This is a genomic window from Roseomonas acroporae (genome assembly GCF_023223525.1).
Classification (GTDB): Bacteria; Pseudomonadota; Alphaproteobacteria; order Acetobacterales; family Acetobacteraceae; genus Roseomonas_E; species Roseomonas_E acroporae.
Map to the genome: position 1 here is coordinate 93051 of NZ_JALPRX010000038.1, position 14254 is coordinate 107304.

Here is a 14254-nt window from a genome sequence, read left to right on the forward strand (position 1 = left end):
GATTTTGCTAGGCGGAACACGTACGAGTGCCTAGGATCGCCCGGCAGAGGAAACACAGGAAAGGACCCGGTCATGCACCGAATCCGCGCGCGCCTCGCGGCCCGCTTCCACGCGGCGCCAGGCCGGGGCTGAACGGACCATGCCCATTCCCGCCCCGTTCCACGGCCGGCTGCGCGTGCCGGCCGTCGCCGCGCCCATGTTCCTGGTCTCCAACCCCGACCTCGTGGTGGAGACCTGCCGCGGCGGCATCGTCGGCACCTTCCCCTCGCTGAACCAGCGGACCAACGAGGGCTATGCCGACTGGCTCGACGAGATCGCCGGCCGGCTCGGCCCGCAGGACGCGCCCTACGGCGTGAACCTGATCGTCAACCGCTCCAACAAGCGGCTGGACGGGGACCTCGCCACCACGGTGGCGCGGAAGGTGCCGCTGGTCATCACCTCGCTCGGCGCGGTGAAGGAGCTGGTGGACGCGGTGCACGCCTATGGCGGCCTCGTCTTCCACGACGTGATCAACCTGCGCCACGCCGCCAAGGCGGCGGAGGCCGGGGTGGACGGGCTGATCGCCGTCTCGGCCGGGGCGGGCGGCCATGCCGGGCTGCTCAGCCCCTTCGCCTTCCTCTCGGAGCTGCGGCAGATCTTCCAGGGCACGCTGCTGCTCTCGGGCAGCATCACCACCGGCGCGCACATCGCGGCGGCGCGGCTGATGGGGGCGGACCTCGCCTATATCGGCACGCGCTTCATCGCGACGCAGGAGAGCATGGCCTCCGACACCTACAAGGAGATGGTGCTGGAGGCGAAGGCGAAGGACGTGATCTACACGCCGGCGATCAGCGGCGTGAACGCGAATTTCCTGCGCCAGAGCCTGGTCGCCGCCGGGCTCGACCCCGAGAACCTGCCGCCCAAGCCGACCGTCCACGTCGATGCCGAGCACCGGCCGTGGAAGAACATCTGGTCGGCCGGGCATGGCGTCGGCGCCATCGAGGACGTGCCGGCCACGGCGGCGCTCTGCGAGCGGCTCGCGCGCGAGTACCGCGAGGCGGTCGCGGCCGAGGCGGATTTCGCGCGCCGCCAAGAGACGGTCCCGGCCTGAGCCGCGGGAGGAAGGACGACATGGACACCAATCCCGCGGCCGCGCCCCAGGCCGGCGCCGGCTACCTGCCGCCGCGCACCGTGCTGAACGCGGAGCACGAGCTGTTCCGCGACCAGGTGCGCCGCTTCTTCGAGCGCGAGGTCGTGCCCTTCCACCGGCAGTGGGAGCGCGACGGCATCGTGCCGCGCGAGGTGTGGCGGCACGCCGGCGCGCAGGGCCTGCTCTGCCCGACCATGCCGGAGGAATACGGCGGCGCCGGCGCCGATTTCGGCTACTCCGCCGTGCTGATCGAGGAGATCGGCCGCTACGGCACCTCGGGCGTCGGCTTCCCGCTGCACAACGACATCGTGGCGCCCTACATCCTCGCCTACGCCACCGAGGAGCGGAAGCGGGACTGGCTGCCGCGCATGGCGAGCGGCGAGACGATCGGCGCCATCGCCATGACCGAGCCCGGCATGGGCAGCGACCTCAAGGCGGTGCGCACCACGGCGCGGCGCGAGGGCGACCACTACGTCATCAACGGCTCCAAGACCTTCATCACCAACGGGCAGAATTCCGGCCTCGTCATCGTGGTCTGCAAGACCGACCCGGCGGCGGGGCGCAAGGGCATCAGCCTGATCTGCGTCGAGGAGGGCACGCCCGGCTTCACCAAGGGGCGCAACCTGGAGAAGATCGGCCTGCACGCGCAGGACACGGCCGAGCTGTTCTTCGACGAGGTGCGCGTGCCGGTGGCCAACCGGCTCGGCGAGGAAGGCCAGGGCTTCCGCTACCTGATCCACAACCTGCCGCAGGAGCGGCTGATCATCGCGGTGCGCGCGGCCGCCTCGATCGAGGCGATCCTCGAGGAGACGGTGGCCTACGCCAAGCAGCGCCAGGCCTTCGGCGGCACGGTGTTCGACTTCCAGAACACGCGCTTCCGCCTCGCCGACGTGCGCGCGCAGGCGACCATGCTGCGGGTGTTCGTGGACTACTGCCTCGACCTGCACCTCAGGGGCGGGCTCTCGGTGGAGATGGCGGCGAACGCCAAGCTCGTCTCCTCCGAATTGCAGAACCGGCTGATCGACGAGTGCCTGCAGGTCCACGGCGGCTACGGCTTCATGAGCGAGTACGCGGTGGGACGGGCCTGGGCGGATGCGCGCGTGGCGCGGATCTACGGCGGCAGCTCGGAGATCATGAAGGAGATCATCGGGCGGACCCTCTAGCCCGGCGCACGGGCATCGGGGCGCCGCGGCGGCAGGGGAGGGCGTTGCCCTCCCCCGCACCCCCTCCCACCAAAGGGCGAAGCCCCTTTGGAAACCCCGTTCAGGGAAACGGCCTCGCGGATTGAACCGTCGGGGTTCGAAAACCAACGGGGGGTCCGGGGGGCTTCGCCCCCAGCGGGGATCGCCAAGGGGCGGCGCCCCTGGCCGGAGGGGTACGGGGAGGGCGGAGCCCTCCCCGCTGGTAAGCACAGGGAAGGAAGCAGGACAGGAATGTACCGCAGGAGCGTGCTGGCCGCCGCGGCCGGCCTCGTCACCGTCCGGGCCGCGCGGGCGCAGGGCACGTGGCCGGACCGGCCGATCCGCGTGGTGGTACCCTATCCGCCGGGCGGCGCCACCGATGTCTGGGCGCGCCTGGTCACCGCGTCGATGGCCGAGAGGCTGGGCCAGCCCTTCGTGGTGGAATCGCGTGCCGGCGCCGGCGGCATGATCGGCGCCGAGTACGTGGCGAAGTCGCCGCCGGACGGCAACACGCTGGTCTTCGCCCTCAGCAGCCTGGTGCAGAGCCCGGTGGTGTTCCGCCGCTCGCCCTACGATGCCGAGGCCGATTTCGCGCCGATCGGCCAGCTCGGCGGCACGCCGCTGGTCTTCGCGGTGCGGCCGGAGCTGGGCACGGCGACGCTGGCCGAATTCATCGCCAAGGCGAGGGCGGCGGAGGCGGCGGGCACGCCGTTCAGCTACGGCTCCTACTCGCCGGGTTCGACCGGCCACGTGTTCTCGCAGTACTTCTCCGATCTCGAGAAGCTCGGCATGACGCATGTCGGCTATCGCGGCGAGGCGCCGGAGCTGATCGACCTGCTCAGCGGCCGCATCCACTGCGCGCTGGTCAGCATCACCTCCTGCAAGCAGTATTTCCGCGAGGGGAAGCTGCGCGGCCTCGCCTCGATGGGCCCGCGCCGCGTGCCCACCGTGCCGGACGTGCCGACCTTCATCGAGCTGGGCTATCCGCGCGACTTCGACTGGACCGGCTTCGTCGGCCTGCTCGCCCCGGCGCGCACGCCGCAGCCGGTGATCGCGAAGCTGGCCGAGGCGTTCCGCGAGGCGGTGGAGCGGCCGGAGGTGCGCCGCGTGCTGCTGGAGCAGGACTTCCTGATCGACTGGCAGCCGCCGGAACGCTTCCGCGAATCGATCCGCGAGGCGAAGGCGCGCTGGGTCGATCTCGTGAACCGCACCGGCATCACGGTGGAATAGCGCGCCCATGTACCTGACGCAGTGCCTGCATCGCGGCCGGCAGCAGCAGCGCGACCGCGTGGCGGTGGTCTCCGGCGGGCGGCGGCGCAGCTGGGCCGAGCTGGCGGACCGCGCCGCGCGGGCCGGCACGGTGCTGCGCGGCCTCGGCGTGCAGCCGGGCGACCGCGTGGCGATCCTGGCGCCGAACACCGACGACTGGCTCGACCTCGCCTTCGGCACCTGGTGGATCGGCGGCGTCGTCAACCCGGTCAACACGCGCTGGAGCCCGGCCGAGATCGCCTTCTCGCTGGAGGATTGCGAGACGGCGGTGATGGTGGCGCATCCCTCGCTGCTGGCGCTGGCCGAGGCCGCGCGCACGCCTGGGCTGCGGCACCTGCTGCGCACCGGCGAGGCGGAGGGCGACGCGGTGCCGGCGCTGGAGCCGCTGCTGCGCGCGGCGGCGCCGGCCGAGGATCTGCGCCAGGGCGGGGATGCGCTCGCCTCGCTGTTCTACACGGGCGGCACCACGGGGCGGCCGAAGGGCGTGATGCTGTCGCACCGGAACATGTGGTCGGCGCTGGTCGGGCGGCTCGCCGACATCCCGACCGGGCGCGAGCGGGTGCAGCTCCACACCGCGCCGCTGTTCCACGTCGCCGGCTTCGGCGGCATGCTGGTGCAGCTGCATGCGGGCTCGACCGGCGTGTTCCTGCAGAATTTCGACGCGGTCGCGCTGATGGAAACGATCGAGCGCGAGGGCGTGACCGACGTGATGCTGGTGCCGACCATGCTCTCGGCGCTGCTGGAGCATCCGGAATTCCGGCCGGAGCGGCTGCGCACGCTGCGCCGCCTCACCTACGGCGCGGCGCCGATCCCGGCGGCGCTGCTCGACCGCGCCATGGCGCTGCTGCCGGCGATCGGCTTCGTGCAGGCCTACGGCATGACCGAGAACTGGGCCGTGGCCGCCTTCAACCCGGCGGAGAACCACCTGCCGGAGAACCGCCACCGGCTGCGCGTCACCGGCCGCGCCTACTGCAACACCGAGCTGCGCATCGCCGATGCCGAGGGCAACACGGTGCCGCACGGCACGGTGGGCGAGGTGCTGGTGCGCGGCCCGCACGTGATGCTGGGCTACTGGAACCGGCCGGAGGAGACGCGCGCCGCGCTGCGCGACGGCTGGCTGCACACGGGCGACGCGGCGCGGATGGACGCGGACGGCTACATCACCGTGGTCGACCGGCTCAAGGACATGATCATCACCGGCGGCGAGAACGTCTATTCCGCCGAGGTGGAGAACGCGATCGGCAGCCATCCCGGCGTGCGCGCCTGCGCCGTGATCGGCGTGCCGCACCCGCACTGGGGCGAGGCGGTGCACGCCGTGGTGGTGCCGCACGAGGGCGCGGCGCTCGACGAGGCGGCGATCCGCGCGCACTGCCGCGCGCTGATCGCCGGCTACAAGGTGCCGAAATCCGTGGAGTTCCGCGACGCGCTGCCGCTCTCCAAGGTCGGCAAGGTGATGAAGAACGAGCTGCGCGCGGCGTCGCTGCCGCGGCGGACGGAGACGACCGCCTGACGGGCGGCGAGACAGGGGAAAGCACATGGCCATCGAAGGCAAGCTCGCGGGCAAGGTCGCGCTGGTGACCGGCTCCGGCCGCGGCATCGGGCGCGAGATTGCGCTGAAGCTGGCGCGCGAAGGCGCTGCGCTGGTGATCAACGACCTCGACCCGGCGCCGGCCGAGGAGACCCTGGCCGCGATCCGCGCGCTGGGCGGCCAGGCCGTCGCCTGCAACGGCAGCGTGACCGAGGCCGATTTCGGCGACCGCTTCGTCAAGGCGGCGCTGGAGAATTTCGGCGGCATCGACATCATCGTCAACAATGCCGGCTACACCTGGGACAACGTCATCCAGAAGATGACGGACGAGCAGTGGTACGCCATCATCGACGTGCACATGACGGCGCCCTTCCGCATCCTGCGCGCGGCCGCCGACTTCATCCGCGAGGCGGCGAAGAAGGAGGCGGCCGAGGGGCGCGAGGTGTTCCGCAAGGTGGTGAACATCTCCTCCACCTCCGGCGTGTTCGGCAATGCGGGCCAGGCCAACTACTCCGCCGCCAAGGCCGGCATCTCCGGCATGACGCGGGCGCTGGCCAAGGAGTGGGGGCGCTACAAGGTCAACGTCAACGCCGTCGCCTTCGGCCTGATCATGACGCGGCTGACCGAGGCGGTGGCCGGCGCCGGCGCCACGATCGACATCGAGGGGCGCGAGATCAAGGTCGGCGTCCGGCCCGAGGCGCTGAAGAACGCCGAGGCCACCATCCCGCTCGGCCGCGGCGGCCGCCCGGAGGAGGCGGCGGGTTCCGTCTACCTCTTCTGCATCCCGGAATCGAACTACGTCACCGGCCAGACCCTGGTGGTCGCGGGCGGCCGTCCGTAGGCGGCCGGCGGGGCCGGTCCGCCGGCCCCGCCGCAGGATACGCTCCCGCGCGGGACAGGGACGTGCCCGCATGGCAGGATGGGTGCAACGGGGAGGAACGGAAGATGAGCGGTAGCAGCGGCATCGGGCGGCGCGCCGCCCTCGGCCTGGCCGGCGCGGCGCTGGCGGCCGGCGGCGCGCGGGCGCAAGGGGGCGGCGCGGCCGGCTTCCCGAACCGGCCGATCACCATGCTCGTGCCCTTCCCCGCCGGCGGCACCACGGATGCGCAGATGCGCGTCTTTTCCGAGCAGCTCGGCCGCGTGCTCGGCCAGCCCGTGGTGGTGGAGAACAAGCCGGGCGCCGGCAGCACGCTCGGCGCCGCGCAGGTCGCGCGCGCGCGGCCGGACGGCTACACGCTGACGCAGCTCACCGCCCCCTGCATCCGGCTGCAATTCCTCCAGACCCTGCCCTTCGACGTGCAGCGGGACTTCACGCCGATCCTGCACCTCACCGGCTACATGTTCGGCATCGCGGTCGCGGCCGACAGCCCGTGGAGGAGCTGGGCCGACTTCGTGGCGGCGGCGAAGCGCCGGCCGGGCGAGATGAACATGGGCAACACCGGCGCCAACGGCACGCCGCACCTCGCCAACGTGCAGATCGCCGAGCGCGCCGGGATCGACGTGACGCACGTCCCCTTCCGCGGCGAGGCGGAGGGGCTGCCGGCGCTGCTCGGCGGCCACATCCAGGCCATGTCCTGCGGCTCCGGCGCCAGCGGGCTGGCCGAGGAGGGCAAGGTGCGCTGGCTGAACGTCTGGACGGCGCAGCGCGTGCGCCGCTGGCCGGACGTGCCGACCCTGGTCGAGCTCGGTTACGAGGGGCTGGTGATCACCTCGCCCTACGGCGTGGTCGGCCCGGCCGGGATGGACCCGGCGGTGGTGCGCCGACTGCAGGAGGCGATGACGACGGCCGCCCGCAGCCCGGCGCACCTCGCCATCCTGGAACGCTACGACATGGCGCTCGACCTGCGCGACGGCCCCGCCTACCGCGAATTCATCGCGCAGCAGGCGCGCGACGAGGAGGCGCTGGTGCGCCGTCTCAACCTGCGCGCCGGCTGAGCGCGGGGAGGGACGCGCATGACCGGCAAGCTTCCCGCCCGCCGCGCGTTGCTCGGCGCGGCCGCGACCGCGCTGGCCGCCCTCTCGGCGCCGCGCCTCGCCCGCGCCGCCTTCCCGGACCGGCCGGTGCGGCTGATCGTGCCCTGGCTGCCCGGCGGCTCCGCCGACACGCAGTTCCGCGTCCTGGCCGAGCTCGCCGGCAAGCGGCTCGGCCAGCCCGTGGTGATCGAGAACAAGCCCGGCGCCTCCGGCACGCTCGGCGTGCAGGCGATGGCCAAGGAGGGGCGCGGCGACGGCTTCCTGATCGGCCAGATGCCGGTCACCGCCTTCCGCTACCCGGCGATGACCAGCCGCCCCAGCTTCGACCCGCTGAACGACCTCACCTACGTCATCCACCTCACCGGCTACCTGTTCGGCGTGGTGGTGCGCGCGGATTCGCCCTGGCGGAGCTGGCAGGAATTCGTCGCCCACGCGAAGGCGCATCCGGGCGAGGTCACCTACGGCACGCCCGGCGTCGGCAGCACGCTGCACATCACCATGGAGCGGATCGCCGCGCAGCACGGCATCCAGTGGGTGCACGTGCCCTTCCGCGGCGGCGCCGACAACACCCAGGCGCTGCTCGCCGGCCAGATCACCGCGAACGCGGATTCCACCGGCTGGGCGCCGCTGGTGCAGGAGGGGAAGTTCCGCCTGCTCGTCACCTTCGGCGAGCAGCGCGGCAAGCGCTTCCCGGACGTGCCGACGCTGCGCGAGGTCGGCATCGACATCGTGGCGGACTCGCCCTACGGGCTGGTCGGGCCGCGCGGCATCGACCCGGGCGTGGTGCGGGTGCTGCACGATGCCTGCCGGGAGGCGCTGTTCGATCCCGCCCATGTCGCGGTGCTCGACCGCTTCGACATGCCGCTGCGCTACATGGACAGCGAGGGCTACGCCGATTTCGCGCGGCGTCTCTACGCGGAGGAGAGCGCCGCGGTGCGCCGGCTCGGCCTGCGGATGGACTGATGCGGGGGCGGGATCGCCCGGCCGGTCCTGCGGGAAGGGGATCACGAAGGAGGCCTTCCCGGTGTTCCCCTGGCATGGAGTCCGGGGCAGGGCCTCGGACGTGCCGGCAGGCCGCCGCGGATATCAGGCGTCGTGCCCGTGCCGCCGGCGGGCGGCCGCTTCCGCCATGTCGTAGTGGTGCTTGATCGTGAAGAAGGCGAAGCCCAGCCCGAAGGCCAGCAGCAGGAAGCCGAACAGCGACAGGCCCAGCTCGACCGCCGAGCCGGCGGCGCTGAAGCCCACCAGGGCCAGCAGTCCGGAAAGGATCAGGAAGAAGGTGGAGGCGCCGTTCATCGTCTCGGCCTTTCGTCGTCGAACAGGATGCGGGAGGCGGCGCCGTCCAGGTCGTCGTACTGGCGGCTCCGCAGGGTGTAGAGGAAGAAGGCCAGCGCCAGCCCGCCCAGGAACAGGGCGAGCGGGATCAGCAGCATCAGCGCGTTCACGGCATGGCCTCCGCGTCCGCGTGGCCTGCGCGCAGCGCGTTCAGGATGACGATCAGCGAGGAGGAGGCCATCACCGCCGCGGCGATCGGCGGCGTCGCCAGCCCGGCCACCGCGACCGGCACCGCCACGAGGTTGTAGACGAGGCTGAAGCCCAGGTTCTGCCGCGCCAGCCGGCGCGCCCGCCGCGCCAGCGCGATGGCCCCCGGCAGGGCCGCGAGCCGGCCGCCGCGCAGCACGATGTCGGCCGCCGTCTGCGCCAGGTCGGTCGCGCCATCCGGCGCCACCGAGACGTGGGCGAGCGCCAGGGCCGCCGCATCGTTCACCCCGTCCCCCACCATCAGCGGCCGGCGGCCAAGGGCGACCAGCGCGGCGATCCGCGCCGCCTTGTCTTCCGGGCCGGCCGCGGCGCGCCAGTCGCGGATGCCGCTCGCCTCGGCCACCGCCCGCACGGCCGGCGCGCCGTCGCCGGAAAGCAGCTCGGACTCCAGCCCCAGCGCGCCGAGCCGTGCCACCACCGCGGCGGTGTCCGCCGGCAGCCGGTCGGCGAAGCGGAAGGCGACCGGCGCATGGCCGGGCCGGGCGAGCCACAGGGTCAGCGCCGGATCGGCCGCCCCGCTGGCCGCCCCGTCGGCCGCGTCTGGGCCGAGGCCGAGGAAGCGGGCGCTGCCGAGCCGCACCCCGTCCCGCTCCAGCCCCAGCCCGGGATGCTCGCGCACGCCCGTCGCCGCCGGCGCGTCCGGGCAGGCGCGGCGCAGCGCGCGGGCCAGCGGATGGCGCGAGGCGGCGGCGAGCGAGGCGGCCAGGGCGAGATCGTCGGCCGCGGCCGCCCCGCCGGGCAGCAGCTCCGGCCGCCCCTCGGTCAGCGTGCCGGTCTTGTCCAGCACGGCGTGGTCGGCCTGGGCCAGCCGCTCCAGCGCGTCGGGGGAGGCGAGCAGCACGCCGCGCCGGAACAGCGCGCCGGCCGCCACCACCTGCACCGCCGGCACGGCGATGGCGAGGCCGCAGGGGCAGGTGATGATCAGCGCCGCGACCGCCGGCACCAGCGCCGCCTGCCACGTCACCCCGCCCAGCAGCCACCAGCCCAGGAAGGTGGCCAGCGACACGGCGTGCACCACCGGCACGTAGAGCCCGGCGGCGCGGTCGGCCAGCGCCACGGTGCGGCCGCGCGCGCCCTCGGCCCGCTCCAGCAGCCGCGCCGTGGCGGCCAGCGAGCCGTCCTTCGCGGCGGCGGTGACGCGCAGCGTGAAGGGCTGGCCGAGGTTGACGCCGCCCGCCGGCACCGCCTCGCCGGGCGGGCAGTGGCGCGGCAGGCTCTCGCCGGTGGTGGCGGCGAGGTCGAGCACCGCCTCCTCCTCCCCCTCCAGCACGCCGTCCAGCCGCACCGTCTCGCCGGCGGCGACCAGGATGCGCTCGCCGGCGGCCACAGCCTCGGGCGGCACCGGGCGCGCGGCGCCGTCGGCCTCGAGCCGGGTGACGGTGCCCTCCTGCAGCGCCAGCAGCCCGGCCGCCGCCTGGCGGGCGCGGCGGCGCGCGGCGCGGTCGAGCACGCGGCCGACCAGCAGCAGGGCGAGCAGCGCCGTGGCGCCGTCGAACCAGGTGTAGTCGGCGTTGCGCAGCGTCTCCGAGACGCTCATCGCCGTGGTCAGCAGCACGCCGAGGGACACGGCGAGGTCCATGGTCGGCCGGCCGGCGCGCAGGCCGCGCCAGGCGCCCTTGTAGAAGGGCATGCCGGCGACCAGCACGGTGGGCAGGGCGAACAGCATCGCCAGCCAGTGCATCAGCGCCCGCGTCGCCTCGCCCATGTCGCTGCCCGCCCAGACGGCGACGGAGACGAGCATGACGTTCATCGCGCCGAAGCCGGCGATGCCCAGCGCCCGCACCAGCTCGCGCTGCTCGGCATCCTCCTCGGCCCGCAGGCAGGCCGGGGACCAGGGGGCGGGGCGGAAGCCGAGCCGGGCGATCAGGCGCACGAACTCGTCGGCGCGCCCCGCAGGACCGCGCCAGCGCAGCGTCAGGCGGCGCGAGGAGAGGTTGGCGCGGGCGCGGGTGACGTCCGGCTCGTTGCCCAGCGCCTGCTCCAGCAGCCACACGCAGGCGCCGCAGGTCAGGCCGGAGACCATCAGCTCCAGCTCGTGCGCGCCGTTGCCGAGATCGCGGGCCAGCGGCGCGGCGGCGAAGGCGGGCGGGCCCTGCGGCCGCAGCGTGCCGGCGGCGGCGGTCATGCGGGCGTAGACGGCATCCAGCCCGAGGCCGCGCACCAGCGCGTTGGCGCCCTCGCAGCCGGCGCAGCAGAACGCCGCGCCGGATGCCTTGCCGCCGGGGACGGGTGCGCCGCAATGGCGGCACGGAACCGGCCCGGTGCCGCCATCCGCCGGGGCGGCGGGTGGCGGCGATGCCGCCAGGACGGCCAGCGGGGCAGCCGGCGGGGTGGCCAGCGGGGCAGCCGGCGGGGCAGGCCGCGCGACCGGCGGCGCGGCCGGTGGGACGGCAGGCGGGGCAGGCCGCGCGACCGGCGGCGCGGCCGGTGGGACGGCAGGCGGGCCGTCCGATGGCGGCGCCGGTGCCGGGCGCGGGCGATCGAGCAGCGTCACGGCAGGAACACGCGCTGCCGCAGGTCGAGATGGTCGGCGCCGCGCCGCAGCACCAGCCGCGCCTCCCACTGGCCGGGCGCCAGCGCCGGCAGCGCGGCGCGCCAGGCACCCGCCCCTTCCGGCACGAATTCCAGCGCCACCGACTCGCCGGTGAGCGGCCGGACCAGCCGCCCGCCGGCCCCGGCCGCCAGCGGCCCGGCGGCGTCGTTGGCGGCGAGGCGCAGCGCGCCGCCCTCCGCCCGCAGCCGCGCCGTCCAGCCCAGCGCGTCCTGCCGCCGCTGCTCGGCCAGCACGTCGTTGTAGGCGCGGCCCTGGTCGTAGGCATGGCCCACCGTGGTGCCGGTGAAGGTGCTGAGCGCGCTGTACACCAGCGCCCCGTTCACCGCGATCACCAGCCCCATGGCGCCGACGAAGACCCAGGGGATCCAGGCGGAGCGGCGTGGCCGGCCGGTGGCGCCGCCGCCGGGATTGCCGCCGGGGCCGGAGGGCGGCCCCGGCGGCGTGGCGGGCTGGCCGGTGGTGAAGCGCAGCAGCATGGCGTCAGGGCCTCGGTCCCAGGAAGACGCTGGCGGCCGAGGCGGCGGTGCGGCCCGCCTCGTCCACCACCCGGAAGCGTATGTCGGTGCTGTCATGCGCCCGTACCCAGGCCGGGGCGGTGACCAGCACGCGCCACTGCCCGATGCCGTCGCGCTGCAGCGGCAGCAGCGGCCGGCCCTCCGTGTCCGGCTCGGCGTCCTGCACCACGAAGAAGAAGCCCGGCGGGGCGTCCAGCTCCAGGTGCAGCACCGCCTCGCCCGTGCCGCGGTTGCCGAGCTTCAGCGTGTAGCCGTTGCGGATGCCGCCATCCGAGAGCCGGACGTAGACCGGCGCGCGGTCGCGCAGCACGGCGAGGTCCTGGTCCGCGCGCAGCAGCAGCGCCGTGCCCATCGCCGCGGCCACCACCAGCATCACGGCGCCGTAGAGCAGGGTGCGCGGGCGGATCGCGCGCATCGGCCGGCGCGCCGCCATGCCGGGGTCGCGCCGCGCCGCGCCGGGCGGCAGGGCGGCGGTCGCGGCGGTCGCGGCGGCGAGGTTGCCCAGCGTCTCGAAGGCGATCAGCCCGCCGGGCCGGCCGAGGCGGTGCATCACGTCGTCGCAGGCATCGGCGCAGAGCGCGCAGCCGATGCATTCGAGCTGCTGGCCGTCGCGGATGTCGATGCCGGTCGGGCAGACATGCACGCAGGCATGGCAGTTCACGCAGTCGCCCACGCCGGGCTGCGAGGGCTTGCCCTGCGGCTCGCCGCGCCAGGCGCGGTAGGAGACGACGAGGCTGTTCTCGTCGAGCATCGCCGCCTGGAAGCGCGGCCAGGGGCACATGTAGGTGCAGACCTGCTCGCGCGCCCAGCCGGCCAGCAGGTAGGTGGTGAAGGTGAAGAGGCCGACGAAGAGGTAGGTCTCGGCCGAGGCGCGGCCGCTGAAGAACTCCCGCACCACCGTCGGCGCGTCGATGAAGTACATGATCCAGGCGCCGCCGGTGAGCAGCGCGATCAGCAGCCAGGCCGCGTGCTTGGCCACCTTGCGCAGCGCCTTGCCGGCCGAGAGGGGCTGCGCGTCCAGCTTCATGCGGGCGTTGCGGTCGCCCTCGATGCGCCGCTCCACCCACATGAACAGGTCGGTCCATACCGTCTGCGGGCAGGTGAAGCCGCACCAGACGCGGCCGTAGAGCGAGGTGACGGCGAACAGCCCCACCGCGCCCAGGATCAGCAGGCCGGTGATGAAGTACACCTCCTGCGGCAGGATCTCGATCGGGCCGAGGAACAGGCGCGCCTGGCGGATGTCGGCCAGCACCGCCTGGTCCGGCATGCCCGGGCCGCGGTTCCAGCGCAGCCAGGGCACGAGGTAGTAGAGGGCGAGGCAGGCGACGAGCACGGCCCACTTGGCGCGGCGCACCGGCCCGTGCACGGCGCGCGGGTAGACCTTCTGCCGCGTGGCGTAGAGCGGCGCCGGGCTCTGGCCCGCCCCGTCATGCCCGTCCGCGCCGGCCGCCACCGGCGGCCGCGGATCGATCCGGCTCATCGTCGGCTTCTCCGTCACGTGCCCCGCCTCAGTCGCCGCCGCCCAGCGAGTGGACGTAGACGGCGAGCATGTTGACCACGGCCGGGTCCAGCCGCACGCCCCAGGCGGGCATGGCGCCGCGCCGGGAATAGGCGATGGAACGCACGATCGAGGCCTTGTCGCCGCCGTAGAGCCAGACCTGGTCGTCGAGGCGCGGCGCGCCCATCTCCTGGTTGCCCTGGCCGCGGTCGCCGTGGCAGGAGGCGCAGTTCTCCGCGAACAGCAGGGAGCCGCGCCGCGCCGCCGGCGCGTCGTCGGCGCGGCCGGTGAGGGAGAGCACGAACTCCGCCGTGTCGCCCACCTGCGCCGCGTTCAGCATGCCGTCGGCCAGGAAGCGCGGCATCAGCGTCGCGTGCGTGTCGTTGTCGTCGTCGGCGCGCACGCCGTGGGTGATGGTGCGGTGGATCGCGGCGAGGCTGCCGCCCCAGAGCCAGTCGTCGTCGGCGAGGCTGGGGAAGCCGCCCGCCGCGCCCTGGCCGCCGGCGCCGTGGCAGGCGGCGCAGGTGTTGGCGAAGGCGACGCGGCCGCCGGCCAGCGCGAAGGCGCGCATCTCCGGATCGGCCGCGACCTCGGCCGGCGTCGCCGCGCGGATGCGCGCCAGCATCGCCTGCTGCTGCTGGCTGCCCGCCGCCAGCTCCTCGCGCAGCGCGCCGCGCGCGGTCCAGCCGGTCAGGCCGGTGGCGCCGGGGATGGGCAGCGCCGGGTAGAGCACCACCCACACCGCGGCGAAGGCGATGGTGGCGTAGAAGACGTAGAGCCACCACCGCGGCAGGGGCGTGTTCAGCTCCTTGATGCCGTCCCACTCGTGCCCGGTGGTGTCGGTGCCGGTGATGGCGTCCTTCTCGATCTTGGTCGGCATGGATGCCTCCCCCTCAGCGGCCGGGCCGCGCGTCGTCGCGCAGCGGGATATCGGCGAGTTGCTGCAGTCGCTGCCGGCGGCCGGGCCACAGGGCCCAGGCCAGGATGCCCACGAAGAGCACGAAGAACCACACGATCCAGATGGTCCTGAGCAGCGGGTAGAGAGCGTAGAGCCCGTCCATGGC

14 protein-coding genes are annotated in these 14254 nt (G+C 74.1%); 7 read left to right on the forward strand and 7 right to left on the reverse strand.

Annotation, left to right across the window (positions count from 1 at the left end):
* Window positions 1–139: 139 nt before the first annotated feature.
* The 7 genes from M0638_RS10230 to M0638_RS10260 all read left to right on the forward strand — a co-directional run bounded on the left by M0638_RS10230 (window position 140) and on the right by M0638_RS10260 (window position 8044).
* Complete coding sequence (locus tag M0638_RS10230; RefSeq protein ID WP_248666880.1) at window positions 140–1090, forward strand: NAD(P)H-dependent flavin oxidoreductase; 951 nt, start codon at window positions 140–142, stop codon at window positions 1088–1090.
* A 20-nt stretch (window positions 1091–1110) separates the two neighbouring features.
* A complete protein-coding gene (locus tag M0638_RS10235; RefSeq protein WP_248666881.1) occupies window positions 1111–2292 on the forward strand; it encodes an acyl-CoA dehydrogenase family protein in 1182 nt (393 codons plus the stop codon).
* 270 nt (window positions 2293–2562) lie between these two features.
* Window positions 2563–3540: a Bug family tripartite tricarboxylate transporter substrate binding protein gene (locus M0638_RS10240; RefSeq protein WP_248666882.1), complete on the forward strand. Its 978-nt coding sequence runs from the start codon at window positions 2563–2565 to the stop codon at window positions 3538–3540.
* Window positions 3541–3547: 7 nt separating this feature from the next.
* A complete protein-coding gene (locus tag M0638_RS10245) occupies window positions 3548–5089 on the forward strand; it encodes an acyl-CoA synthetase (protein WP_248666883.1) in 1542 nt (513 codons plus the stop codon).
* Window positions 5090–5114: 25 nt separating this feature from the next.
* A complete protein-coding gene (locus tag M0638_RS10250) occupies window positions 5115–5948 on the forward strand; it encodes an SDR family NAD(P)-dependent oxidoreductase (RefSeq protein ID WP_248666884.1) in 834 nt (277 codons plus the stop codon).
* Between the two features lie 104 nt (window positions 5949–6052).
* On the forward strand, window positions 6053–7042 hold the full coding sequence (locus M0638_RS10255) for a tripartite tricarboxylate transporter substrate binding protein (RefSeq protein ID WP_248666885.1): 990 nt from the start codon (window positions 6053–6055) through the stop codon (window positions 7040–7042).
* Between the two features lie 18 nt (window positions 7043–7060).
* On the forward strand, window positions 7061–8044 hold the full coding sequence (locus M0638_RS10260; protein ID WP_248666886.1) for a tripartite tricarboxylate transporter substrate binding protein: 984 nt from the start codon (window positions 7061–7063) through the stop codon (window positions 8042–8044).
* 123 nt (window positions 8045–8167) lie between these two features.
* On the opposite strand, the gene M0638_RS10265 is transcribed toward M0638_RS10260, so the two are convergent.
* The 7 genes from M0638_RS10265 to M0638_RS10295 all read right to left on the reverse strand — a co-directional run bounded on the left by M0638_RS10265 (window position 8168) and on the right by M0638_RS10295 (window position 14251).
* Window positions 8168–8377, reverse strand: coding sequence for a hypothetical protein (locus M0638_RS10265; RefSeq protein WP_248666887.1), 210 nt, complete (start codon window positions 8375–8377; stop codon window positions 8168–8170).
* Window positions 8374–8526, reverse strand: coding sequence for a cbb3-type cytochrome oxidase assembly protein CcoS (ccoS, locus tag M0638_RS10270; RefSeq protein WP_248666888.1), 153 nt, complete (start codon window positions 8524–8526; stop codon window positions 8374–8376). Before ccoS ends, M0638_RS10265 begins: the two co-directional genes overlap by 4 nt.
* Complete coding sequence (locus M0638_RS10275) at window positions 8523–10784, reverse strand: heavy metal translocating P-type ATPase (protein ID WP_248666889.1); 2262 nt, start codon at window positions 10782–10784, stop codon at window positions 8523–8525. Before M0638_RS10275 ends, ccoS begins: the two co-directional genes overlap by 4 nt.
* A 329-nt stretch (window positions 10785–11113) precedes the next feature.
* On the reverse strand, window positions 11114–11653 hold the full coding sequence (locus tag M0638_RS10280) for a FixH family protein (protein ID WP_248666890.1): 540 nt from the start codon (window positions 11651–11653) through the stop codon (window positions 11114–11116).
* 4 nt (window positions 11654–11657) lie between these two features.
* Entirely contained in the window at window positions 11658–13172 is a 1515-nt protein-coding gene (ccoG, locus tag M0638_RS10285; protein WP_248666891.1) for a cytochrome c oxidase accessory protein CcoG, read from the reverse strand.
* A gap of 28 nt (window positions 13173–13200) precedes the next feature.
* On the reverse strand, window positions 13201–14070 hold the full coding sequence (gene ccoP / locus M0638_RS10290) for a cytochrome-c oxidase, cbb3-type subunit III (protein ID WP_248666892.1): 870 nt from the start codon (window positions 14068–14070) through the stop codon (window positions 13201–13203).
* A 13-nt stretch (window positions 14071–14083) separates the two neighbouring features.
* Window positions 14084–14251: a cbb3-type cytochrome oxidase subunit 3 gene (locus tag M0638_RS10295; RefSeq protein ID WP_248666893.1), complete on the reverse strand. Its 168-nt coding sequence runs from the start codon at window positions 14249–14251 to the stop codon at window positions 14084–14086.
* Window positions 14252–14254: the final 3 nt, after the last annotated feature.

Excerpts from the sequence above, each read along its gene's own strand:
- M0638_RS10255 (WP_248666885.1), top strand. The coding sequence starts at position 6,053 with ATGAGCGGTAGCAGCGGCATCGGGCGGCGCGCCGCCCTCGGCCTGGCC.
- M0638_RS10245 (WP_248666883.1), top strand. The coding sequence starts at position 3,548 with ATGTACCTGACGCAGTGCCTGCATCGCGGCCGGCAGCAGCAGCGCGAC.
- M0638_RS10295 (WP_248666893.1), bottom strand. The coding sequence starts at position 14,251 with ATGGACGGGCTCTACGCTCTCTACCCGCTGCTCAGGACCATCTGGATC.
- M0638_RS10260 (WP_248666886.1), top strand. The coding sequence starts at position 7,061 with ATGACCGGCAAGCTTCCCGCCCGCCGCGCGTTGCTCGGCGCGGCCGCG.
- M0638_RS10265 (WP_248666887.1), bottom strand. The coding sequence starts at position 8,377 with ATGAACGGCGCCTCCACCTTCTTCCTGATCCTTTCCGGACTGCTGGCC.
- M0638_RS10240 (WP_248666882.1), top strand. The coding sequence starts at position 2,563 with ATGTACCGCAGGAGCGTGCTGGCCGCCGCGGCCGGCCTCGTCACCGTC.
- M0638_RS10235 (WP_248666881.1), top strand. The coding sequence starts at position 1,111 with ATGGACACCAATCCCGCGGCCGCGCCCCAGGCCGGCGCCGGCTACCTG.
- ccoG (WP_248666891.1), bottom strand. The coding sequence starts at position 13,172 with ATGAGCCGGATCGATCCGCGGCCGCCGGTGGCGGCCGGCGCGGACGGG.
- M0638_RS10230 (WP_248666880.1), top strand. The coding sequence starts at position 140 with ATGCCCATTCCCGCCCCGTTCCACGGCCGGCTGCGCGTGCCGGCCGTC.
- M0638_RS10250 (WP_248666884.1), top strand. The coding sequence starts at position 5,115 with ATGGCCATCGAAGGCAAGCTCGCGGGCAAGGTCGCGCTGGTGACCGGC.
- M0638_RS10280 (WP_248666890.1), bottom strand. The coding sequence starts at position 11,653 with ATGCTGCTGCGCTTCACCACCGGCCAGCCCGCCACGCCGCCGGGGCCG.
- ccoP (WP_248666892.1), bottom strand. The coding sequence starts at position 14,070 with ATGCCGACCAAGATCGAGAAGGACGCCATCACCGGCACCGACACCACC.